This window comes from Variovorax sp. 160MFSha2.1 (assembly GCF_048305075.1).
GTDB lineage: Bacteria > Pseudomonadota > Gammaproteobacteria > Burkholderiales > Burkholderiaceae_C > Variovorax > Variovorax guangxiensis.
The window spans coordinates 584,157-607,317 of sequence record NZ_CP157624.1 but is presented as its reverse complement, the minus strand read 5'-3'; the positions used below and the strand labels follow the sequence as shown (position 1 = coordinate 607,317).

The window sequence follows — 23,161 nt, the reverse complement described above, 5'->3', positions numbered from 1 at the left end:
GCGCGCCAACGCATGCGCTCAGGCGACTTGCGTCGATTGCCAGCCGGCGATCAGGTCGTGCAGGGCCGTGGCGTCCGTGCTGGACTTGATCTGTTCGCGCAGGCTGGCGTCGCTCAGCAGTTCGGCGATTTCGGAGAGGATTTCGAGGTGCTTCTGCGTGGCCGCTTCGGGAACCAGCAGGAAGATCAGCAGTGCGACGGGTTGCTCGTCGGGGGCGTCGAAGCCGATCGGATTGGCCAGCTGGAACACAGCGGCCATCGGCGACTTGAGGCCCTTGATGCGGCCATGCGGAATGGCGACGCCATGGCCCAGCCCGGTGGAGCCGAGGCGCTCGCGCGCGAAGAGGCTGTCGGTGATGAGGGCACGGCCCAGACCGTGAAGGCTTTCGAACAGCAGGCCGGCTTCTTCGAAAGCACGCTTCTTGCTGGTAGCGTCAACGCTCACAAGCACTTGAGCGGGCGGCAGGATGGACGCGAGTCGATTCATGGTGGGTGCAGAGCGGGGGCGATTATGCACCCGCTTGGTAAAAACCCCCAGTCCCCCTATTTACTTTCTGTCTACATGTTGCCCAGAGGCCTCTCGCTCTCCTCTGGGCGACTGCCAAAAGCCCGACCGTGACAGTCGGAAAACAAAAAGCCGCCCGAAGGCGGCCTTGATATGCGAGCCCCGGGGGCTACTTACATCACGCGCTTGGGCGCCGCGTGATGGTGGTCCTGCAGGCGGTCCTTGTGGCGCACCACCTGGCGGTCGAGCTTGTCGACCAGCTCATCGACCGCAGCGTAGAGATCAGCGTGGCTCGACTCCGCGAACATGTCATTGCCCTTGACGTGGATGTTGCATTCCGCCCTTTGGCGGCGTTCCTTTTCCTTCTGCTTTTCCACCGTGAGGATCACCTTCACATCGACCACCTGGTCGAAATGTCGGATGACCCGGTCCAGCTTGCTCGTGACGTAGGTGCGCAAGGCAGGTGTGACGTCGAGGTGATGACCGCTGATCGTCAAATTCATGAATGACCTCCTGGAATTGACGGTTGGGGGAAATGACCGCGCCGCAGGATGCGGTTTGGCCGGCGAAACGAAACGGGAGTTCTCTCTGGGGGTCTTGAGAAAGAAAAGAGGGAGGTGGGAAGAGGTGAGAAAGAGGGGAAGGTCGATTCACTATGCCCAAGCTGTCACGGTATTGCAATACCTGAGTTGCCCGGGGTTTTGCAGCTTCGTGAGCAGCTTTTCACACGCTAGCGAATCGATAGCTGCGGGCACGCGCGGGGCTGGCGATACCGCGATTTGGAAACAAGTGTTTCAATGCCGGCCCGCCGGTGACCATGCCGGCACAAGGGCCTGTCCATGCCGTCTCCGGCTCAGCGCCAGGCGGCCCGCATCCTGTTGCGCAGATCGATCACCGAGCTGGGCGGCGGCACCGCCGGCGGACGCTCCGGCGGGGGCGGCCAGGTCTGCTGCTCGAAGCCTTCCAGGTCGGCATCGGCGATGAAGCGTGTGCGGTTGGCATACAGGTGCCGGTCGCCGCGCGCCGCCTGCTGCGTGACATGGAAGCGCTGCGGCACCAGCAGGTGCAGGTGGTCGCGCGCCCGTGTCATCGCCACATAGAGCAGGCGCCGCTCCTCCTCCAGTTCTTGCGCGCTCTGCGCGACATCGGCCGGCAGGCAGCCGTCGACCACATTGAGCACGTGAACCGAATTCCATTCCTGCCCCTTGGCCGAATGGATGGTCGAGAGGATCAGGTAGTCCTCGTCCAGCAGCGGCGGCCCCGGTCGGTCGCTGGTGGCTTCGGGCGGATCGAGCGTGAGTTCGGTGAGGAAGCGTTCGCGCGAGGCGTACCCGGCCGCGAGCCGCGCGAGCTGCTCCACGTCGGCGCGCCGCACGCCGGAGGTGTCTTCGTACAGGCGCTCCAGATGCGGCAGATACCAGTCCATCGCCAGCTCGACGTCGGCCGGCCACTTCAGCGCAGGCTCCCGCAGCGCCTCGTAGGCCTTCGCGAAGTCGGCCCATTGCGCGCGCGCAGCGGAAGGCGGCACGAACTCGCGCACCGCCTGGGCCGGGTCGGCCGCCTGCTCCATCGCATCGAGCAGGCGCGCGCTCGTGGCGGGCCCGATACCGGGGATGAGCTGCGTCACGCGAAAGCCCGCCATGCGCCCGCGTGGGTTCTGCGCGAAGCGCAGCACCGCGAGCAGGTCCTTCACATGCGAGGCCTCCAGAAACTTGAGCCCGCCGAACTTCACGAACGGGATGTTGCGCCGCGCCAGCTCGAGTTCGAGCGCGGCGCTGTGCGACGAGGTGCGGAACAGCACCGCCTGCGACTTCAGCGCCAGCCCGCCCTCGCGATGCGCCAGCACCTTGTCGGCCACCCAGCGCGCCTGCCCCGCCTCGTCGGGCACGAGCACGAGCAGCGGCTTGCCGGCCGAAGGCTTGTCGGTCCACAGCGTCTTGGCGTGCCGCTCGGCGGCCTGCGCGATGACGCGGTTAGACACGTCGAGGATCGGCTGCGTCGAGCGGTAGTTGCGCTCCAGCGTGACCACGCGCGCAGGCTGCGTGAACTGCGAGGGAAAGTCGAGGATGTTGCGTACCGTTGCGCCGCGGAAGGAATAGATCGACTGCGCGTCGTCCCCCACCACCGTCACGCCGCGCCCGTCGGGCTTGAGCGCCAGCAGGATCGACGCCTGCAGCAGGTTGGTGTCCTGGTACTCGTCGACCAGCACATGGTCGAAGCGCGCGCCGATGTGCGCGGCCAGCGCGGGCTCGGCCGCCATCTCGGCCCAGTAGAGCAGCAGGTCGTCGTAGTCGAGCACGTTCTGCCGCTGCTTGGCCTCGACATAAGCGCCGAACAGCTTCTTCAGCTCGGCCTCCCATTCGCCGCACCAGGGAAAGGCTTCCTTGAGCACGTCGGCCAGCGGCGCGCGGGTGTTCACGCAGCGCGAGTAGATCGACAGGCAGGTGCCCTTGCGCGGGAAGCGGTTGACGGTGGAAGAAAGCCCGAGCTCGTGGCGCACCAGCCCCATCAGGTCTTCGGCGTCGCCGCGGTCGTGGATGGTGAAATTCTCGTCGAGCCCGATCTGCGGCGCGTACTCGCGCAGCAGCCGCGCGCCGATGCCGTGGAAGGTGCCGGCCCACGGCAGCGCGGGCGGCGCCTCCGACTTCAGCCCCAGCACCTGCGCCAGCACGCGGCCGGCGCGGCGCTCCATTTCCTGCGCGGCGCGGCGCGAGAAGGTCAGCAGCAGCAGGCGCTGCGGATCGACGCCGCCGGCGATGAGGGTCGCGACGCGGTGCGCCAGCGTGCTGGTCTTGCCCGAACCAGCCCCGGCGATGACGAGCAGCGGCCGTTCGTCCGGGCCGGCGGTGGCCGCGGCCACACCGTGCTCCACCGCCGCGCGCTGCGCCTCGTTGAGCGAGGCCAGCGCCTGCGCCAGGCGTTCGGCCTGGGTCTTCGGCGCGGCGGAAAAAACGGGAAGCGCAGTGCTCTGCATGGACCGTGACTTTACTGTATGCCCGTCCAGTCCAGCCACCTCGCCGACATGTGGCCGGTGACATAATCGCGCCACGCTGCAACCGGAGATTTTTCCAATGGAAACCGCCCCGTCTCGGCAGCTTTCAACTCCCTTTCGCTGACGCTTTTTTCGCGCTTCCTGCGCACGTCGGGCCGGGGAATTGAAAGCGCCCCTCCCCCTCGCCCACCGTCCAGTCAGTCATTCCCGGGAGTGAGCCCCATGCTCAACATCTTCACGCTCGCCAACGGCCGCCTAGTCCAGGAAGAAATCGAGGCCCTCGAAGAGCTCTCCAGATTCCAGCCGATCTGGGTCGACCTCGAGTCGCCCACGCTCGAAGAGAAGCGCTGGATCAAGCAGTACTACGGCCTGTCCATCCCCGAAGACGCGATGGACGAGGACATCGAGGAATCGGCGCGCTTCTACGAGGAAGACAACGGCGAGCTGCACATCCGCTCCGACTTCCTGATCGACGACGACGAAGCCCCCCGCGCCGTGCGCGTGGCCTTCATCCTCAACCAGCACAACACCGACCTGCGCAGCCGCGGCGTGCTGTTCTCGATCCACGACGAGGACGTGCCCGTGTTCCGCCTGCTGCGCATGCGCGCGAGGCGCGCACCGGGGCTGATCGAGGACGCCAAGGAAGTGATGCTCAAGCTCTTCGACGCCGACGCCGAATACTCGGCCGACTCGCTGGAGAACATCTACGACGAGCTCGAGGCCGCGAGCAAGAAGGTTCTGTCGGGCAACGTCAGCGACGAGCTGGCCGGCGAGGTGCTCGGCGCCATCGCGCGGCAGGAAGACCTGAACGGGCGCATCCGCCGCAACGTGATGGACACGCGCCGCGCCGTCAGCTTCATGATGCGCAGCAAGATGCTCAACGCCGAGCAGTTCGAGGAGGCCCGCCAGATCCTGCGCGACATCGAGTCGCTGGACAACCACACGGCCTTCCTCTTCGACAAGATCAACTTCCTGATGGATGCGACCGTCGGTTTCATCAACATCAACCAGAACAAGACCATCAAGATCTTCTCGGTGGCCAGCGTGGCGCTGCTGCCGCCGACGCTGATCGCCAGTATCTACGGCATGAACTTCAAGTTCATGCCCGAGCTCGACTGGGCCATGGGCTATCCCTACGCCATCGTGCTCATGGCGGCGAGCGCGCTGGTGCCGATGTGGTACTTCCGCCGGCGCGGCTGGCTCAAGTAGCAGAGCCTCCCCGGGCGGCCCGGTGCTAGAGTGGCTCCGGCCCCAAGCGCCGACCGGAGAGCCATCTTGCGCAGACTTCGCTTTCTTACCAACCGCCACCGCGCGCCGTCGACCAACACCGCGCTGGGCCTCCTGCTGGCCTTCAATGCCGGCGCCATCAACGCGGGCGGCTTTCTCGTGCTGCACATGTACACCTCGCACATGACCGGCTTCGCCTCGCAGCTGGCCGACGGCATGGTGCTGGGCAACGTCAAGCTGCTCTTGAACGCACTGGGCGCGATCCTGGCCTTCCTGACCGGCGCAGCCGTGTGCGCGGTGCTCGTCAACTGGGCCCGCCAGCACCGCATGCACGGCGTGTACGCACTGCCGCTGATGCTGGAGGCGGCGCTGATGTTTCCCTTCGGGCTCATGGGCGCCATCACGCTGACCTGGGCCACGCCCTTCGCGGTGCCGCTCACCGTGCTGCTGCTGTCCTTCATCATGGGCCTGCAGAACGCGGTGGCCTCCAAGACCTCGGGCGGCAGCATCCGCACCACCCACATGACCGGCAACATCACCGACATGGGCATCGAGATCGGCAAGATGCTCTACTGGAACCGCCGCTCGAAATCGGCGCCGGCGCACGCCCTGCCCGTACGCCACGACCGCAGCCGCATGCGCCGCGCCGGCGGGCTGGTCGGCATGTTCGTGCTCGGCGGCGCGGCGGGCGCGCTGGGCTTCAAGTACGTGGGCTTCGTCTGCGTGGTGCCGCTGGCGGCGCTGCTGCTGGCGCTGTCGATCCCGCCGCTGCTGCGCGACATCCCGCGCCGCCGCACGCCCTCGCTCGGCTGAATTCAGCCGATCTCGGCCGGCAGCGAAGCCAGCCACGCGTCGACCAGCGCGAGGCTGTAGCGGCTCGCCACCGCGGCGACGAAGCGCGAGAAGTCGCCGTGCGCGGTATCGTCGGCCCGGTCGGAAATCGTGCGCATCGCCGCAAAAGGCACGCCGTAGTCGTGACACACCTGCGCCACCGGGGCGCCTTCCATCTCGACCGCGAGTGCGTCGGGCAAGGCGCGCTGCAGCGCCTCGCTCTCAGCGGTGGTCGAGACGAACCTGTCGCCGCTCACCAGCAGGCCGCGATGCACCTTCGGCGAACGCAAGCCGAACTCGTCGACGGCCTCCTGCCCCACCAGCGCCACCGGATCGCGCAGCGTCTCCCGCGCAACCGCAGCCAGCGCATCGCCGATGGCTGCATCGGCCGCGAAGCGTGACAGCCCCATCAGCGGCACTTCGTACTTCGGAAAGATCGGCGAGGCATCGAGGTCGTGCTGCAGCAGCTGCGTCGCGACCACCACGTCGCCGACGTTCACGCCCGGCGCCAGCCCGCCCGCGACGCCGGTGAACACGATGGCCCGCACGCCAAAGCGCTCCAGCAGCACCGTGGCCGTGATCGCCGCCGCGACCTTGCCGATGCGCGACAGCACCGCGACCACCGGCCGGCCATGCAGATGGCCCGCCCAGAAGTCGCGGCCCGCGACGCGCACGCGCTGCTCGTCGGGCATCAGCGCGAGCAGCGCGCCCAGTTCCTCGTGCATCGCAGCGACGATGGCAACAGGCGGACGCGACAGGGAACTCACAGTATTTCTCTTTCCAGGAACACCGCGGAACCGGCTTTGCCGGGCCGCAGGTGTTGCCCCCTGCAAGGGGGAAGGCGCGCGCGACACGAAGTGCGCGGAGCCTGGGGGTTTACTCGTTCACTTGATGTCCACACCGTAGAAGGTGTGGCGGCCGAACGGGCTCAGCTTGAAGTCGACGACTTCCTTGCGCACCGGCTTCAGCTGCACCGCGTGCGCGATGGTGAACCACGGCGCCTGCTCCTTGAAGATCAGCTGCGCCTTCTTGTAGAGCGCGTCGCGGTCGGCCTGCTTGGTCGCGCTCTTGGCCTTCACCACCAGGTCTTCGTACGGCTGGTAGCAGAACTTCGAGATGTTGCTGCCGCTGGCCGACTTCGCCGAGGCGCAGCCCAGCAGCGTGTAGAGGAAGTTGTCCGGGTCGCCGTTGTCGCCGGTCCAGCCCAGCATGCCCATCTGGTGCTCGCCGGCCTGCAGGCGCTTGCGGTACTCGCCCCACTCGAAGCTCTTGATCTCGGCCTTGACGTTGATCTTGGCGAGGTCGGCCTGCATCAGCTCGGCGATGCGCTTGGCGTTCGGGTTGTACGGGCGCTGCACCGGCATGGCCCACAGGTCGGTGGAGAAGCCGTCGGGGAAGCCGGCCTGCGCCAGCAGCTTCTTGGCGGCCTCGGGGTCGTACGGATCGTCCTTCACCGCATCGTTGTAGGACCACATGGTCGGCGGGATCGGGTTCTTCGCGGCCACGCCGGTCGACAGATACACGCCGTCGATGATGGCCTTCTTGTTGATCGCCATGTTGATGGCCTTGCGCACGCGCACGTCGTCGAAAGGCTTCTTCGTCGTGTTGTACGAGAGGTATCCCACGTTCAGGCCCGGCTGCTCCAGCAGCTGCACGTTCGGGTCCTTGCGGATCGCGTCGAGGTCGGCCGGGTTCGGGTAGGGCATCACATGGCATTCACCCTTCTGCAGCTTGGCCCAGCGCACCGAGGCGTCAGGCGTGATCGCGAACACGAGGTCGTCGATCTTCGCCTTGCCGCCCCAGTACTGCGGGAAGGCCTTGAAGCGGATGATCGCGTCCTTCTGGTACTGCACGAGGTAGAAGGGGCCGGTGCCGATCGGGTCCTGGTCGACCTTCTCGGGCGTTCCGGCCTTGAGCATCGCGATGGCGTATTCCTTTGACTGGATGCCCGCGTACTGCATCGCCAGGTTCGCGAGGAACGGTGCCTCGGCCTGGTTGAGCGTGATCTTCACGGTGTAGTCGTCGATGCGGTCCACCGACTTCAGCAGCTTGGGCATGCCCATGTCGTTGAAGTAGGAGTGGTTCTGGCTCGTGACCTTGAAGAAGGGGTCGCTCTCCTTCCACTGGCGCTCGATCATGAAGATGAAGTCGTCGGCGTTGAAGTCGCGCGTGGGCTTGAAGCTCTTGCTCGTGGTGTGCCACTTCACGCCCTTGCGCAGGTGGAAGGTGTAGACGGTACCGTCGGGGGAGATCTCCCATTTCTCGGCAAGGCCGGGCACGACCTTGGTGCCGCCGCGCTCGAACTCGACGATCGTGTTGTAGACCTGCGTGGTCACGTCGAAAGAGGTACCGGTGGTGTTCATGCCCGGATAGAAATTCTCCGGGCTGCCTTCCGAGCAATACACCAGCGTCTTGGCGGACACCGCGCCGCAGGCCAGGGTAAGGGCTGCGAGCGCTGCAGGTGCCAGGAGCGCCAGGCTTCGTGAGCGGCGCGAAACGGTGGGCTGGGTCTTCATTTGGACTCCTTGATACACGGTTGAAAGAACTGCGAGAACGGGAACGGAAACAGGAACCGAAGGAACGCTAGGGATTCGTCGCCATCGCGATGGAGGCGGCGGAGGGAACATCGGCGCGCACGAGCGGCGCGCCTTCCAGGAACTTCTCGGAGAAGTGACAGGCCACCTGCCGCTCGTCGAGCATGCGCAGCAGCGGGCGCTCTTCGCGGCAGCGCTGCTCCACATGCGGGCAGCGCGTGCTGAACACGCAGCCAGAAGGCGGATTCAGCGGCGACGGCAGCTCGCCCTTGAGCACGATGCGCTGGCTGCTGAGCCCCGGCGTGGATGCCAGCAGCGCCTGCGTGTACGGATGCAGCGGCCGCGCGAAGATGCGCGACTTCGGCCCCTGCTCCACCGCATGGCCGAGGTACATCACCAGCACCTCGTGCGCGATGTGCCGCACCACGCCGAGGTCATGCGAGATGAAGAGATACGCCAGGCCCAGCTCGGCCTGAAGGTCGGCCAGAAGGTTCAGCACCTGCGCCTGGATCGACACGTCGAGCGCCGACACCGGCTCGTCGGCCACCAGCAGCCGCGGGCTCAGCATCAACGCGCGCGCGATCGCAATGCGCTGGCGCTGGCCGCCGGAGAACATGTGCGGATAACGGTTGGCGTACTCGGGCCGCAGTCCCACGCGCGCCAGCATGTCGCGCGCTTTCGCGGCGCGCTCCTGTTTGCCCAGGGTGGTGTTGATGGCCAGCGGGTCTTCGAGCACCGTCGCGATCTTCTTGCGCGGATTGAGCGAGCCGTAGGGGTTCTGGAACACCAGCTGCACGGCCTGGCGCAGTTCGCGCCTGCGCTCGGGCGGCGGGCTCACCGCGTCGGCGCCGACCAGCGTGAGCTGGCCCGCCGTCGGCTTCTCGATCAGCGCGACCATGCGCGCCAGCGTCGACTTGCCGCAGCCCGATTCGCCGACCACGGCCAGCGTGCGGCCGCGCTCGATCCGGAAGGAGATGTCGCCCACGGCGCGCAAGTGCGAAGGCGCGCGGAACAGCCCGCGGCGGATGTCGTAGGTGCGCTGGAGGTTCTTGGCCTCGACCACCACTTCAGTCGATGCCTCGCTCATGCCTCGACCTCCACGACCCGCTGCTTCGGCGGATCGCCCGCGATGGCCTCTCCTCGCCCCGGATCGCCGAGCGGAAAGTGGCAGCACACCTCGGCGCCGTGCGACTCGCGCAGCGCCGGCCGCACCTGGCAGGCGCGCTCGGTGACGTAGCCGCAGCGCGGCGCGAACAGGCAGCCGGCGGGCCGGTCGTGCACGCCGGGCACCACTCCGCTGATGGTGGCGAGGCGCCCCTCGGGCGCGGCGCGTTCGGGCAGTGCCGCGAGCAGCGCCTCGGTGTAGGGGTGCTGCGGCTGTGCGAAGAGGCGGTCGACGCGCTGGTGCTCCATCACCTGGCCCGCGTACATCACGGCGATGCGCTGCGCCATCTCGCTGACCACGCCCATGTTGTGCGTGATGAGCACCAGCGCCATGCCGCGCTCCTTCTGCAGGTCGCGCAGCAGGTCGAGGATCTGCGCCTGGATGGTCACGTCGAGCGCGGTGGTCGGCTCGTCGGCGATCAGCAGGCGCGGATTGCAGGCGATGGCCATCGCGATCATCACGCGCTGGTTCATGCCGCCCGAGAGTTGGTGCGGAAAGCTCCCCAGGCGCGAGGACGCGGCCGGAATGCCCACCTGCTCGAGCAGTTCGGTCGCGCGCCTCTTCGCTTCGCGCTTGTCGAGCTTCAGGTGCAGCCGCAGCGTTTCCATCAGCTGGAAGCCGATGGTGAAGCAAGGGTTGAGGCTGGTGGTCGGCTCCTGGAAGATCATCGCGACTTCCTTGCCGACCAGCGCACGGCGCGCCTTGTCGGAAATGCCGAACAGGTCCTTGCCGGCGAAGCGCATGTGCTCCGCACGCACCCGGCCTGGAAAGCCGACGAGCCCCATCAGCGCCATCATCGTGACGCTCTTGCCCGAGCCCGATTCGCCGACGATGCCGAGCACCTCGCCCTCTTCGAGGCTGAGGCTCACGCCGTCTACTGCATGAAGCACGCCGCCTTGAGTCGGAAACTCGACGTGCAGGTCCTTGATGTCAAGCAAAGGCATCTTTTCTTCCTTCCTTTGCTTCAGCGCTTGAGCTTCGGGTCGAGCGCATCGCGCAGCCCGTCGCCCAGGAGATTGAATGCGAGCACGGCCGCGAGGATCGCCATTCCCGGGAAGGTGACGACCCACCACGCACGCAGCACGAACTCGCGCGCGTCGGCCAGCATGGTTCCCCACTCGGGCGACGGCGGCTGCGCCCCGAGGCCCAGGAAGCCGAGCGCCGCCGCGTCGAGGATGGCGGTGGAAATGCCGAGCGAAGCCTGCACGATCAGCGGCGCGGCGCAGTTGGGCAGCACCTCGCGGAACATCAGCCGCAGCGTGCCGGCGCCGCTCACGCGCGCGGCGGTGACGTAGTCGCGCGAGACCTCGGCGATGACGGCGGCGCGCGTGATGCGCACGTAGTGCGGCAGCACCACGATGGCCACCGCGAGCATCGCATTGACGAGCCCCGGCCCGAGGATCGCGACGATCACGATGGCCAGCAGCAGGCTGGGCAGCGTGAGCACGATGTCCATCAGCCGCATGATCGCGATCTCGAGCACGCCGCGGAAGAAGCCCGCGATGAGCCCGAGCACCACGCCAGCGACCACCGACAGCGCCACCACCGCGACGCCGATCGAAAGCGACAGCCGCGCGCCGTACATGAGCCGCGAAAGAATGTCGCGGCCGATGGCGTCGGTGCCCAGCAGGTAGCTCATGGAGCCGCCCTTCTGCCACGCCGGCGGCTGCAGGAAGACGGCGCTGTTGGTCTCGTTCGGTGCGTGCGGCGCGATCCACGGCGCGAACAGCGCGACCAGCAGCAGCACGACGATGGTGGCGAGCCCGATGACCGCGCCGCGGTTGGCCGAGAAGGCCGTCCAGAATTCGCGCCAGGGGCCGGGGGGTGCGGTGCTCTTGCCCGCACCGTCGGAAACGGTGATCTGCGTGGTTGTCGCCATGGGGAAGCTCAGCGCCTGATGCGTGGGTTGATGACGCCGTACGCCACGTCTACGAGAAGGTTGACCAGCATCACGATGCCGCCGAGCAGCAACATGCCACCCTGCAGCACCGGATAGTCGCGCCGGCCGATGGCCTCGATGAGCCACTTGCCGACGCCGGGCCAGGAGAAGATGGTCTCGGTGAGGATCGCGCCCGTGAACAGCACGCCCACCTGCAGCCCGATGACCGTCACCACCGGAATGAGCGCGTTGCGCAGCGCATGCAGCCCCACCACGCGAAAGCGCGAAAGCCCCTTGGCGCGCGCGGTGCGGATGTAGTCCTCGCCCAGCACCTCGAGCATGGCCGAGCGCGTCATGCGCGCGATGACCGCGAGCGGCACAGTGCCGAGCACCACGGCCGGCAGCACGAGGTGGTGCAGCGCCGACCAGAAGGCGTCGGTCTCGCCGGCGCGCAGCGCGTCGACGAGCAGGAAGCCGGTGTCGGGCTCGACGTAGTACTGCACCGCGATGCGGCCCGATACGGGCGTCCATCCGAGCTGCACCGAGAAGAACAGGATCAGCAGCAGCCCCCACCAGAAGATCGGCATCGAGTAGCCGGTGAGCGAGGTGGCCATCACGCCGTGGTCGAAGATGGAGTTGCGCCGCACCGCCGCGAGGATGCCCGCCGGCAGCCCGAGCAGCAGCGCGAAAAGAATGGCGCACACCGCGAGCTCGACCGTGGCCGGGAAGAGCGAGAGGAACTCGCTCATCACCGTGTCCTGCGTGATGAGCGACTTGCCGAGATCGCCGTGCAGCACGCGGGCGATGTAGATGCCGTACTGCACGATCACCGGCTTGTCGAAGCCGTAGGCGGTGCGCAGTTCGGCATGGCGCGCGGGGTCGATTCCGCGCTCGCCGGCCATGGTTTCAATGGGGTCGCCCGGCACCAGCCGGATGAGGAAGAAGGCGAGCAATGTCATGCCGAAGAAGGTCGGCACCAACAGACTCAAACGGGTAAAGACAAACCTGAGCATCGACCCGCGAATATGCAAGATCGATGCCTCTGCCCCACCCGGGCCGAACCCTTACTCCAGCGCGTGCTCGCGCACTTACTTTTTGGTGTCGCGCAGCTCGCGGCGAAGGATCTTGCCGACCGGCGTCTTCGGCATGTCGGTACGAAACTCTACGATGCGCGGCTGCTTGTAACCCGTAAGGTTTGCTCTGCAGTACTCGCGCACCTGCGCCTCCGTGAGCGAAGGGTCTTTCTTGACGATCACGAGCTTCACGGCCTCGCCCGTCTTGTCGTCGGGCACGCCGACCGCGGCGCACTCGAGCACGCCCGGAATGAGTGCGACCACATCCTCGACCTCGTTCGGGTACACGTTGAAACCCGACACCAGGATCATGTCCTTCTTGCGGTCGACCACCTTGAAGTAGCCGCGCTCGTCGACCACGCCGATGTCGCCGCTCTTGAAGTAGCCGTCGGCCGTCATGACCTTCGCGGTCTCGTCGGGGCGCTGCCAATAGCCGGCCATCACCTGCGGGCCCTTGATGGCGATCTCGCCGCGCTCGCCGACGGGCACCTCGTTGCCGTCGTCGTCGAGCAGCCTGAGCCAGGTGCTCGGCAGCGGCAGGCCGATGGTGCCGGTGTAGGCCGTGCTGTTGGTCGGGTTGCAGGTGGCCGAGGGCGAGGTCTCGGAAAGGCCGTAGCCCTCGCAGATCGGGCAGCCGGTTTTTTCGAGCCAGAGCTTCGCCACCGCGGCCTGCACCGCCATGCCGCCGCCCACCGACACCTTCAGGTTCTTCCAGTTGACGGTGTTGAAGTCGGGGTGGTTCGCCAGCCCGTTGAACAGCGTGTTGACGGCCGGGAAGCTGTGGATCGTGTGCTTCGACAGCTCCTTCAGCACGCCGGGAATGTCGCGCGGATTCGGGATCAGGATCAGCTTGCCGCCCGTGCGCATGCTCAGCATCATGCCGACCGTGAACGCGAAGATGTGATACAGCGGCAGCGCGCACACGCCCGTGGGCTGCTCGTTGGCCGGCACCTTGTTCATGACCGGCTCGTTCCACGCCTCGGACTGCAGCACGTTGGCGATCACGTTGCGGTGCAGGAGCACCGCGCCCTTCGACACGCCGGTGGTGCCGCCGGTGTACTGCAGCACCGCCACGTCGTCGGGTCCGATGGCCACGGGCTTGAGCGAAGCGCTCGCGCCCTTGTCGAGCGCGTCGTTGAAGCGCACCGCGCCCGGCAGGCTGAAGGTGGGCACCATCTTCTTGACGTTGCGCACCACGTAGTTGACGAGCGCGCCCTTGAGGAAGCCGAGGCGGTCGCCCATGGAAGCCAGCACGATGTGCTTGACCGGCGTGCTCGCGATGCATTGCTGCAGCGTGGTGCCGAAGTTCTCCATGATGACGATGGCCTTCGCGCCCGAATCCTTGAGCTGGTGCTCCAGCTCGCGCGGCGTGTACAGCGGATTGACGTTGACCAGGATGAGGCCGGCGCGCAGGATGCCCGCGACCGCAATGGGGTACTGCGGGCAGTTGGGCATCATCACCGCCACGCGGTCGCCCTTGGCGAGGCCCAGGCTCTGCAGGTAGCCCGCGAACGACTTGCTCTGCCTGTCGGTCTCGCCATAGCTGATGTCCTTGCCCATGAAGCTGTAGGCCGTGCGGTCGGCGTACTTCTTGAAGCTCTCCTCCATGAGCGCGACCAGCGAGGGGTACTGCGAAGCATCGATATCGGCGGGCACGCCCTGCGGATAGCTGCTGAGCCAGGGACGATCGGTCATTGGATTTGTCTCCTCCGGGAGTCGGACTGTTGAAAACGAAAACGGCGCACTTGATGGCGCCGCGAAGAACTCGTCCGCTGCGCGGACGGGGACCTTCGGCCTATTCGATGGCCTTGCCCATATCTTCCACTACTTTTTTAGCATCGCCAAAGACCATCATCGTCTTGTCCATGTAGAAGAGCTCGTTGTCCAGGCCGGCATAACCCGCGGCCATGGAGCGCTTGTTCACGATGACGGTCTTGGCCTTGTAGGCCTCCAGGATCGGCATGCCGTAGATCGGGCTGCCCTTGGTGTGCGCGGCCGGGTTCACCACGTCGTTGGCGCCCAGGATGATCGCCACGTCGGCCTGGCCGAACTCGCCGTTGATGTCCTCCATCTCGAACACCTGGTCGTAGGGCACCTCGGCCTCGGCCAGCAGCACGTTCATGTGGCCGGGCATGCGGCCTGCCACCGGGTGGATGGCGTACTTCACGGTGATGCCCTTCTCCACCAGCTTCTGCGCGAGCTCCTTCACCGCGTGCTGGGCGCGGGCCACGGCGAGGCCGTAGCCGGGCACGATCACCACCGTCTCGGCGTTGCCGAGCACGAAGGCCGCGTCGTCGGCGCTGCCGCTCTTCACCGGACGCTGCTCCTTCGCGCCGCCCGTGGCCGCGGCCGCGTCGCCGCCGAAGCCGCCCAGGATCACGTTGAAGAACGAGCGGTTCATGGCCTTGCACATGATGTAGCTCAGGATCGCACCCGAGGAGCCCACCAGCGAACCGGCCACGATCAGCATCGCGTTGTTCAGGCTGAAGCCGATGCCCGCGGCCGCCCAGCCGGAGTAGCTGTTGAGCATCGACACCACCACCGGCATGTCGGCGCCGCCGATGGGGATGATGATGAGCACGCCCATCACGAAGGCCAGCGCCAGCATCGCGAAGAAGGCCGGCCAGCTTTCGGTGAAGACGAACACCAGCCCCAGGCCGATGGTCGCCAGGCCCAGCACGAGATTGAGCATGTGCTGGCCCGAGAACTGCACGGGCGCGCCCTGGAACAGGCGGAACTTGTACTTGCCCGAAAGCTTGCCGAAGGCGATGACCGAGCCGCTGAAGGTGATGGCGCCGATGGCCGCTCCCAGGAAGAGCTCCAGCCGGTTGCCGCTCGGGATCGGATCGCCCTTGAGCGCGATGCCGAAGGCGTGCGGCTCGGCCACGGCGGCCACCGCGATGAACACCGCCGCCAGGCCGATCATGCTGTGCATGAAAGCGACCAGCTCGGGCATCTTGGTCATCTCGACCTTGTTGGCCATGTAGGCGCCCAGGCCGCCGCCGACGACCAGCGCGACCAGCACGTAGCCCAGGCCGGCGAGGTTGCCGCTGGCGAGCTTGTAGATCAGCGCCCCGGTGGTCAGCACGGCGATGGCCATGCCGGTCATGCCGAAGATGTTGCCGCGGATGGAGGTGGTGGGATGGCTCAGGCCCTTCAGGGCCTGGATGAAGCAGATGCTGGCGACGAGGTACAGCAGCGTGACGAGGTTCATGCTCACTTGGCAGCTCCCTCTTCAGCCTTCGGTGCGGCCTTCTTGTCCTTCTTCTTGAACATTTCCAGCATGCGCCTCGTGACGAGGAAGCCGCCGAAGACGTTCACCGCGGCCAGCGCCACGGCCAGCACGCCCATGGTCTTGCCCAGGGGCGTGTCGGTGAGCGCGGCCGCCAACATGGCGCCCACGATCACGATGGCCGAGATGGCGTTGGTCACGGCCATCAGCGGCGTGTGCAGCGCGGGCGTGACGGTCCACACGACGTGGTAGCCCACGTAGATGGCCAGCACGAAGATGATCAGGTTGATGACTGTGTGAGAGACGATGTCCATGTTCTTCTCCTCGACGGGCGTTGCTTGTTGCGTTACTTCTTCGTGACCTGGCCGTCGTGCGTGACGCGGCAGGCGGCGACGATGTCGTCCTCGAGGTCGATCTTCAGCGCGCCCTCCTTGGTGACGATGAGCTTGAGGAAGTCGAGCACGTTGCGCGCATACAGCGCCGAGGCGTCGGCCGCCACCAGCGCGGCGAGGTTCGTTTCCCCGACGATGGTCACGCCGTGCTTCACGACGGTCTTGTCGGCCTCCGACAGCGGGCAGTTGCCGCCCACCCCATCCGGGCCTTTACCGGCGGCGATGTCGACGATGACGGAGCCCGGCTTCATGGACTTGACCATGTCCTCGGTGATGAGGGTCGGCGCGGCGCGCCCCGGAATGAGCGCGGTGCTGATGACCACGTCGGCCAGCGCCACGCGCTTGGCGACCTCGGCCTGCTGTCGGCTGAGCCAGCTCGCGGGCATTGGCCGCGCGTAGCCGCCGACGCCTTCGGCCGCGTCCTTTTCTTCCTGGGTCTCGTAGGGCACGTCGATGAACTTGCCGCCCAGCGACTCGATCTGCTCCTTGACGCTGGGGCGCACGTCGGACGCCTCGATGACGGCGCCCAGGCGCTTGGCGGTGGCGATGGCCTGCAGGCCCGCCACGCCCACGCCGAGGATGACGACGCGCGCGGCCTTCACCGTGCCGGCTGCCGTCATGAGCATGGGGAAGAAGCGCTGGTACTTGTCGGCCGCGATCATCACGGCCTTGTAGCCGGCGATGTTGGCCTGCGAGGAGAGCACGTCCATGCTCTGGGCACGGGTGGTGCGGGGGGCGGCCTCGAGCGCGAAGCCGGTGACGCCGGCGGCGGCCAGGCGCTGCAGGCCGGCCGCGTCGAAGGGGTTGAGCATGCCGATCACGACGGCGCCGGGCTTCAGCAGCGCGGTCTCGGCCTCGGTGGGCGTGCGCACCTTCAGGACCATGTCGGCGGAGAAGGCGCCTGCCTGGTCGGCGATCTCCGCGCCTGCGGCCTGGTAGGCCGCATCGGTGGCGCTGGCGGCCACGCCCGCTCCCGACTGCACCCTTACGGTATGCCCGGAGGCCACCAGTTTCTTCACCGTCTCAGGTGTAACAGCCACGCGGGTTTCGCCTGCCAGTGTCTCGGCGGGCACGCCTATCAGCATAGAGATCTCCTCAGAGCAAGGGGCACAGGGGGAATGTGCCGGCAGCTTACAGCAAGATTACAGCCGATCGCTGTCGCCGGAGCGCTCTGTCGTTTTCATCCCAAAGCGTTGAGGAGCTTATGGATACTATAACTTCAGCTATTCAATTGATAGCGAATTCGGGTATTCGATAGAGATGAGCGGCAAAGGAATGAATACCTTTGATTTACATTCCATGTGGTTTGCTACGGCGACGGCATGGACGGGAACCGGAAAAGGTTCGCCGACCGAAATCCCCATTTGTATCCAACTGCATTCAACTTCGTTAACAAGCCCTCAGAAATCGGCGAATTGCGTGCATTAGTTGCAATTCCAAAAACTTTACCTTAGTCGCAGATAGATACACTTCCCCCTCATCAATCGCCAGTTCACGGAAGCTGACGAAGGGAGGAAAAAAGGGGCTCGAATGCGAATCGCGGTACTCGACGACGGTGTTGATCAGATCAAGCAGATCAATCGAACCATGACTGCACTCGAACACGAGTGCCACCCGTACACGGAAGGAAGGGCGCTGCTGCAGGCCATGCGCCGCCAGACCTTCGACCTGCTGATACTCGGCTGGAATCTTCCCGACATGAAGGGCTCGGAGGTGGTGGCGACCATCCGCCGGGATCTCAACAGCCGCCTTCCCATTCTTTTCGTCTCCGACAAGCCCGGCGAGGCCGACATGGTCGAGGGCCTCAATGCCGGCGCCGACGACTTCATGGCCAAGCCCGCCCGCGCCGGCGAGCTCGAAGCCCGCGTCAATGCGCTGCTGCGCCGCTCCTACCCGGCCCAGCACGAAAACGAGCTGATCTTCGGCCCCTACCACTTCTATCCACCTTCGCGCGTGCTCAAGGTGCGTGGCGTACAGGTCGAACTGAAGAATCGGGAATACGAGCTCGCACTCTTCCTGTTCCAGAACCTCGGCCGCCTGCTTTCGCGCGAGCATCTGCACGAGGCCGTCTGGGGTCTGGGCATCGAGGCGTTGTCGCGCTCGCTCGACACCCACATCTCCCGCCTGCGGACCAAGCTCGACCTGCGCCCAGCCAACGGCTTCCTGCTGCTGGCCATCTACGGGCTGGGCTACCGGCTCGAAACCATCGAGGCCGACGCGCTGCCTGGAGTGGTCGGCGCGCGCTGAGCCCGGAATTCCGGGCGAGCTACAGTAGTCTCTCCAACGGCCTGCGCCCTGCGCGCGCCGCACCAAGGAACGAGACGAATGAATCCGATGATCCGGCTGCTGCTCGCCGCCGCATTGCTCTGGAGCTGGCTGGGGCCCGCCACCGCGGAAGAGGTCGAAGCAAGCGACATGGTGCGCGGCGGCCTGATGGCGATCCAGATGATCGACCAGGGCCGCGCCGCCGAACTCTGGGACGGCGCCACGCCAGCGACCCGCAATCGCGTGACGCGCGCCGACTTCACCAGCCAGGTCAGCCGAAGCCGGGCGCTCATCGGCGCGCCCCAGATGCGCACCTGGGTCGCGGTCAACCGACAGGTCGTCGCCGACGCTGATGCCGGCATTGCTGGCCAGTACATCAGCATCGAATATGAAACCCGCTTCACGGGCAAGCCTGACAGGACCGTCCGGGAACTCGTCAGTTTCCACCTGGACCAGGACCGCGTCTGGCGTTTCAGCGGCTATGTATTGAAATAAAAGGCCAAACGATGCCAACTCCACGCTGGAAGCCCAATGTCACCGTCGCCGCGGTGATCGAGCGCGACGGGCGCTTCCTGCTGGTCGAGGAGCAGACTCCCGACGGCCTGCGCCTCAACACGCCGGCAGGCCATCTCGACCCCGGCGAATCACCCGCCGAAGGCTGCGCCCGCGAGACCCTGGAAGAAACTGCCCATCATTTCATGCCAACTGCGCTCATCGGCATCTACATGGCACGTTCCCGTCCGCTCGCGGAGGGCGGCGAAGACATCACCTACATGCGCTTTGCTTTCATGGGCACGCTTGGCAGGTTCGAGGAAGGCCGCCCGCTCGACAAAGGCATCGTTCGCACCGTCTGGATGACGGCCGACGAGATCCGCGCGAGCGTCGCGCGGCACCGCAGCCCGTTGCTGCTGCAGTGCGTGGAAGACCATCTGGCCGGCAAGCGATACCCGCTCGACCTGATCCACGTCGACGAATCGGTGCGATCAGTGCCCTGAGTTGAAAAGCTTCGTCAGACGATGACGCCGCCGCCAAGGCAGCGTTCACCGTCATAGAGCACGGCCGACTGCCCCGGCGTCACCGCCCACTGCGCGTCGCCGAAGCGCAGTCCGAAGGCGGCCGGATTCACGCCGCCCTCCACCGCCTCCATCTCGCAAGCCGCATCGGCCTGCCGATAGCGCGCCTTGGAACCGTAAGCGCCCGGCACCGGCGCCTCGCCGGAAATCCAGCTCGCGTCGTCCGCCTTCAGCTCCGACGACAACAGCCAGGGATGGTCGTGCCCCTGCACCACCCACAGCGTGTTCTTCTCGACGTCCTTGCGCGCCACGAACCATGGCGAATGGTCGCCCGAGCCGCGCTGCGCGCCCTTTTCCTTCACGCCGCCGATGCCCAGGCCCTGCCGCTGGCCCAGCGTGTAGAAGCTCAACCCCTGGTGCTCGCCCAGCTTGCGGCCGCGGTCGTCCTTGATGGGGCCCGGCTCCTTGGAGATGTAGCGGTTCAGGAATTCGCGGAACGGCCGCTCGCCGATGAAGCAGATGCCGGTCGAGTCCTTCTTCTTCGCGTTGGGCAGGCCGATTTCCTCGGCGATGCGGCGCACCTCGGTCTTGTGCAGCTCGCCGACCGGGAACAGCGTCTTCGACAGCTGCGCCTGGTTCAGGCGGTGCAGGAAGTAGCTCTGGTCCTTCGCCGGATCGAGCCCCTTGAGCAGCTCGTGCCTGCCGGTGGCCTCGTTCAGCCGCACGCGGGCGTAGTGGCCGGTGGCGATCTTCTCGGCGCCCAGGCGCATGGCGTGGTCGAGGAAGGCCTTGAACTTGATCTCGGCGTTGCACAGCACGTCGGGGTTGGGCGTGCGGCCGGCCTTGTACTCGCGCAGGAACTCGGCGAACACGCGGTCCTTGTAGTCGGCCGCGAAGTTGACGTGCTCGATCTCGATGCCCAGCACGTCGGCCACGCTGGCGGCGTCCACGAAGTCGATGTTCGACGAGCAGTACTCGCTGTCGTCGTCGTCTTCCCAGTTCTTCATGAAGATGCCGACCACCTCGTGCCCCTGCTGCTTGAGCAGGTGCGCCGTCACCGCGGAGTCCACTCCGCCGCTCAGTCCCACAACGATCCGATGCTTTGCCATAAGCCCCCTATTGTCCCAGCCCCGCGCAAGGGGCTTCCGGCGTGTGGGAAATCGGGAAAACCCGTGTCGCCGGTTTGTCAGCCCGAAGGCCATCGACGGGAGGGCCGGCGCTAAAGTGATTCCGGACGAAGGCGGCAGCAAGACCCGCCACGCCATTCACGAGACAACCGCAAGCGGAGACAAGACGCATGGCCACACCTTCCACCGCCGCCAATGCCGGCGATACCCTCCCCTGGACACGCGCCTACCCCGAAGGCATGCGCTGGGACGCCGAACTGCCCGTGAAGCCGGTGCAGCAGATGCTCGACGAAGCCGTGGAGCGCTGGCCCGAGCGGTCTGCTGTCGAATTCATGGGCCAGGCCATCACTTATCGCGAGCTTGGCGCCGCCGTCGAACGCGCAGCCAAGGGCCTGCAGGACCTGGGCGTGAAGCCCGGCGTGCATGTCGGCCTCTACCTGCCGAATACGCCGCACTACCCGATCGCCTTCTTCGCGGTGCTCAAGGCCGGCGGCACGGTGGTCAATTACTCGCCGCTGGACGCCGAGCGCGTGCTGGCCCACAAGATCGAGGACAGCCGCACCGACATCCTCGTCACGCTCGACCTCGTCAACCTCTACCCGCAGATGGCGCGCCTGCTCGACAACTCGCGCCTGAAGAAGCTGGTGGTCGGCAGCCTCGGCGACTACGGCGCCATGGGCGACAAGGTGCAGGCCCAGCTGCAGGGCGCCGGGCAGATCGCCCCCGTGCCCGTCGACGACCGCCATGTGCGCTTCACCGACCTGCTCAAGAGCGAAGGCACGCACAAGACCTATCCGCTAGGCGACCTCGCCGAAGAGATCGTGGTGCTGCAATACACCGGCGGCACCACCGGCCTGCCCAAGGGCGCGATGCTCACGCACGCCAACCTCACGTCGGCCTCGGCCCAGTATTACGAATCGACCCGGGGCGAACCGCCGATCCTGGAGGAAGGCAAGGAGCGCTTCCTGGTGGTGCTGCCGCTCTTCCACATCTTCGCGCTCAGCGCAGCGATGCTGCTCGGCGTGCGCCTCGGCGCGGCGCTGGTGCTGCACACGCGCTTCGACGTCGACGCGGTGATGAACGAGCTCGCCGCCAGCAAGATCAGCGTGTTCCCCGGCGTGCCGACGATGTACACCGCCATCCTCTCGCACCCCAAGGCCAAGGAGATGGACCTGCGCTCGCTCAAGTTCTGCGGCTCGGGCGGCGCGCCGCTGCCGGTGGAGGTGGAGCAGCGCTTCTTCGAGCTCACCGGCTGCCATCTCAACGAAGGCTGGGGCATGACCGAGACCTCGCCCGTAGGCACCTTCACGCCCGCGCGCGGCGTGCGCAAGGCGGGCTCGTGCGGCATGCCGCTGCCGCGGGTGCGCATCAAGCTCGTGAGCCTGGACGATCCGGCGAAGGACGTCACCGCCTTCGGCGAAGCGGGCGAGCTCTGCATCAAGGGCCCCAACGTGATGAAGGGATACTGGAACAACCCCAAGGCGACGGCCGATTCGATGACGGCCGACGGCTACTTCCGCAGCGGCGACGTCGCGAAGATGGATTCCGACGGCTACCTCTACATCGTCGACCGCACCAAGGACATGCTGCTGTGCGGCGGCTACAACGTCTATCCGCGCGTGCTGGAAGAGGCGGTGTACGAGCACCCTTCGGTGGCCGAGGTCTGCGTGATCGGCATCCCCGACGAGTACCGCGGCCAGTCGCCCAAGGCCTTCGTGAAGCTGAAGGATGGCGCACCCGAACTGACGCTCGACGCGCTGAAAGCCTTCCTGAAGGACCGCCTCGGCAAGCACGAGATGATCGGCGCGCTGGAGATCCGCGCAGAGTTGCCCAAGACGCCCGTGGGCAAGCTCTCGAAGAAGGACCTCGTCGACGAGGAAGCCCGCAAGCGGGCGGTGTGAGCCAGGCTAGGGCTACTTCTTCTGCTGGCCGAAAGCCTCGGCGAGCAGTTCATAGGAGCGCAGCCGGGCCGCGTGGTCGAACACCTGCGAGGTGATCATGAGCTCGTCGGCGCCGGTGCGTGCGACGAAGGCTTCCACGCCCTTCTTCACCGTCTCGACCGAGCCGACTGCCGAGCACGACAGCACCGAGTCGAGCAGCGCGTTCTCCGCCGGCCCGACCTTCTGGCGGTAGCCCTCCACCGGCGGCGGCAGGCGCCCCGGACGGCCGCTGCGCAGGTTCACGAAGGCCTGCTGCCATGAGGTGGCGCGGAACTCGGCCTCTTCGTCGGTGTCGGCCGCGAACACGTTGAAGCCCAGCATCACGTACGGCTTCTGCAGCTGGGCAGATGGCCTGAAGGTCTCGCGGTAGATCTGGATGGCCTGCATGATCTGCTGCGGCGCGAAGTGGGAGGCGAAGGCATAGGGCAGCCCCAGGTGCGCCGCGAGCTGCGCGCCGAAGGTGCTGGAGCCCAGGATCCACACCGGCACCTCCAGCCCCGCGCCGGGCACGGCGCGCACCGGCTGCTGCGGATTCTTCGACATGAAGTCCATCAGCTCGATCACGTCCTGCGGGAACTGGTCGGCGTCCGACTCCAGGTTGCGCCGCAGGGCCCTCGCGGTGCGCTGGTCGGAACCCGGCGCGCGCCCCAGGCCGAGGTCGACACGCCCCGGGTAGAGCGATTCCAGCGTGCCGAACTGCTCGGCGATCACCAGCGGCGAGTGGTTCGGCAGCATCACGCCGCCGGCGCCGATGCGGATGGAGGAAGTGCCCGCCCCCACGTAGGCCAGCAGCACGGCGGTGGCCGCGCTCGCGATGCCCGGCATGCCGTGGTGCTCGGCCAGCCAGTAGCGCGTGTAGCCCAGTTTCTCGCCATGCTGCGCCAGCGAGAGCGAGTTGCGGAACGACTGCGCGGCGTCGCTGCCCTCGGTGATCGGGGAAAGGTCGAGGATGGAGAACGGAATCATGGGCGCGATCATGGCGCGAAC

Annotated in this window: 21 protein-coding genes; 6 read left to right on the top strand and 15 right to left on the bottom strand. The window is 66.4% G+C overall.

What is annotated here, in order from left to right; all coding sequences use genetic code 11:
* Nucleotides 1–18 precede the first annotated feature (18 nt).
* The 3 genes from ABL838_RS02670 to ABL838_RS02660 form a co-directional block, all read right to left on the bottom strand.
* Nucleotides 19–486 (bottom strand): PTS sugar transporter subunit IIA, encoded by a 468-nt coding sequence (locus ABL838_RS02670; protein WP_019655574.1) that lies wholly within the window; start codon nucleotides 484–486, stop codon nucleotides 19–21.
* Nucleotides 487–677: 191 nt separating this feature from the next.
* The gene (hpf, locus tag ABL838_RS02665; RefSeq protein ID WP_125948955.1) at nucleotides 678–1,007 is read right to left on the bottom strand and encodes a ribosome hibernation-promoting factor, HPF/YfiA family; all 330 of its coding nucleotides are present in this window, start codon (nucleotides 1,005–1,007) and stop codon (nucleotides 678–680) included.
* 350 nt (nucleotides 1,008–1,357) lie between these two features.
* On the bottom strand, nucleotides 1,358–3,478 hold the full coding sequence (locus tag ABL838_RS02660) for an ATP-dependent helicase (RefSeq protein WP_418124003.1): 2,121 nt from the start codon (nucleotides 3,476–3,478) through the stop codon (nucleotides 1,358–1,360).
* A 240-nt stretch (nucleotides 3,479–3,718) separates the two neighbouring features.
* Here ABL838_RS02660 and corA point away from each other — a divergent pair, with 240 nt between their 5' ends.
* The gene (corA, locus tag ABL838_RS02655) at nucleotides 3,719–4,705 is read left to right on the top strand and encodes a magnesium/cobalt transporter CorA (protein ID WP_057593823.1); all 987 of its coding nucleotides are present in this window, start codon (nucleotides 3,719–3,721) and stop codon (nucleotides 4,703–4,705) included.
* A gap of 66 nt (nucleotides 4,706–4,771) precedes the next feature.
* The gene (locus ABL838_RS02650) at nucleotides 4,772–5,536 is read left to right on the top strand and encodes a YoaK family protein (protein WP_126022251.1); all 765 of its coding nucleotides are present in this window, start codon (nucleotides 4,772–4,774) and stop codon (nucleotides 5,534–5,536) included.
* A gap of 2 nt (nucleotides 5,537–5,538) precedes the next feature.
* On the opposite strand, the gene ABL838_RS02645 is transcribed toward ABL838_RS02650, so the two are convergent.
* From ABL838_RS02645 to ABL838_RS02600, 10 genes are all read right to left on the bottom strand, one after another.
* A complete protein-coding gene (locus ABL838_RS02645) occupies nucleotides 5,539–6,279 on the bottom strand; it encodes a 5'-methylthioadenosine/adenosylhomocysteine nucleosidase (RefSeq protein WP_418125827.1) in 741 nt (246 codons plus the stop codon).
* A gap of 159 nt (nucleotides 6,280–6,438) precedes the next feature.
* The gene (locus ABL838_RS02640) at nucleotides 6,439–8,070 is read right to left on the bottom strand and encodes an ABC transporter substrate-binding protein (RefSeq protein WP_126022253.1); all 1,632 of its coding nucleotides are present in this window, start codon (nucleotides 8,068–8,070) and stop codon (nucleotides 6,439–6,441) included.
* Nucleotides 8,071–8,137: 67 nt separating this feature from the next.
* Complete coding sequence (locus ABL838_RS02635; RefSeq protein WP_418124001.1) at nucleotides 8,138–9,175, bottom strand: dipeptide ABC transporter ATP-binding protein; 1,038 nt, start codon at nucleotides 9,173–9,175, stop codon at nucleotides 8,138–8,140.
* Nucleotides 9,172–10,197: an ABC transporter ATP-binding protein gene (locus ABL838_RS02630; RefSeq protein ID WP_418123999.1), complete on the bottom strand. Its 1,026-nt coding sequence runs from the start codon at nucleotides 10,195–10,197 to the stop codon at nucleotides 9,172–9,174. The genes ABL838_RS02635 and ABL838_RS02630 overlap by 4 nt, the downstream gene beginning before the upstream one ends.
* A 20-nt stretch (nucleotides 10,198–10,217) precedes the next feature.
* Complete coding sequence (locus ABL838_RS02625) at nucleotides 10,218–11,132, bottom strand: ABC transporter permease subunit (protein ID WP_126022256.1); 915 nt, start codon at nucleotides 11,130–11,132, stop codon at nucleotides 10,218–10,220.
* Nucleotides 11,133–11,140: 8 nt separating this feature from the next.
* Entirely contained in the window at nucleotides 11,141–12,145 is a 1,005-nt protein-coding gene (locus ABL838_RS02620; RefSeq protein WP_184640114.1) for an ABC transporter permease subunit, read from the bottom strand.
* A gap of 75 nt (nucleotides 12,146–12,220) precedes the next feature.
* Nucleotides 12,221–13,900, bottom strand: a complete 1,680-nt coding sequence (locus ABL838_RS02615) for a long-chain-fatty-acid--CoA ligase (protein WP_418123997.1) — start codon at nucleotides 13,898–13,900, stop codon at nucleotides 12,221–12,223.
* Between the two features lie 100 nt (nucleotides 13,901–14,000).
* Complete coding sequence (locus ABL838_RS02610) at nucleotides 14,001–15,425, bottom strand: NAD(P)(+) transhydrogenase (Re/Si-specific) subunit beta (protein ID WP_126022259.1); 1,425 nt, start codon at nucleotides 15,423–15,425, stop codon at nucleotides 14,001–14,003.
* On the bottom strand, nucleotides 15,422–15,751 hold the full coding sequence (locus ABL838_RS02605; RefSeq protein ID WP_126022260.1) for an NAD(P) transhydrogenase subunit alpha: 330 nt from the start codon (nucleotides 15,749–15,751) through the stop codon (nucleotides 15,422–15,424). The genes ABL838_RS02610 and ABL838_RS02605 overlap by 4 nt, the downstream gene beginning before the upstream one ends.
* Nucleotides 15,752–15,783: 32 nt before the next feature.
* Complete coding sequence (locus tag ABL838_RS02600) at nucleotides 15,784–16,914, bottom strand: Re/Si-specific NAD(P)(+) transhydrogenase subunit alpha (RefSeq protein ID WP_418123995.1); 1,131 nt, start codon at nucleotides 16,912–16,914, stop codon at nucleotides 15,784–15,786.
* 445 nt (nucleotides 16,915–17,359) lie between these two features.
* On the opposite strand from ABL838_RS02600, the gene ABL838_RS02595 reads away from it, so the two are divergent.
* From ABL838_RS02595 to ABL838_RS02585, 3 genes are all read left to right on the top strand, one after another.
* A complete protein-coding gene (locus tag ABL838_RS02595; protein ID WP_126022262.1) occupies nucleotides 17,360–18,076 on the top strand; it encodes a response regulator transcription factor in 717 nt (238 codons plus the stop codon).
* 78 nt (nucleotides 18,077–18,154) lie between these two features.
* Nucleotides 18,155–18,589 (top strand): DUF4019 domain-containing protein, encoded by a 435-nt coding sequence (locus tag ABL838_RS02590; protein WP_418123994.1) that lies wholly within the window; start codon nucleotides 18,155–18,157, stop codon nucleotides 18,587–18,589.
* An 11-nt stretch (nucleotides 18,590–18,600) separates the two neighbouring features.
* Nucleotides 18,601–19,089: an NUDIX hydrolase gene (locus ABL838_RS02585; protein WP_418123992.1), complete on the top strand. Its 489-nt coding sequence runs from the start codon at nucleotides 18,601–18,603 to the stop codon at nucleotides 19,087–19,089.
* Nucleotides 19,090–19,103: 14 nt separating this feature from the next.
* On the opposite strand, the gene mnmA is transcribed toward ABL838_RS02585, so the two are convergent.
* Entirely contained in the window at nucleotides 19,104–20,216 is a 1,113-nt protein-coding gene (mnmA, locus tag ABL838_RS02580; RefSeq protein ID WP_369659885.1) for a tRNA 2-thiouridine(34) synthase MnmA, read from the bottom strand.
* Between the two features lie 188 nt (nucleotides 20,217–20,404).
* Here mnmA and ABL838_RS02575 point away from each other — a divergent pair, with 188 nt between their 5' ends.
* Nucleotides 20,405–22,135, top strand: a complete 1,731-nt coding sequence (locus ABL838_RS02575) for a long-chain-fatty-acid--CoA ligase (RefSeq protein ID WP_418123989.1) — start codon at nucleotides 20,405–20,407, stop codon at nucleotides 22,133–22,135.
* 12 nt (nucleotides 22,136–22,147) lie between these two features.
* On the opposite strand, the gene ABL838_RS02570 is transcribed toward ABL838_RS02575, so the two are convergent.
* Nucleotides 22,148–23,140 (bottom strand): LLM class flavin-dependent oxidoreductase, encoded by a 993-nt coding sequence (locus ABL838_RS02570; RefSeq protein WP_418125826.1) that lies wholly within the window; start codon nucleotides 23,138–23,140, stop codon nucleotides 22,148–22,150.
* Between the last annotated feature and the right edge of the window lie 21 nt (nucleotides 23,141–23,161).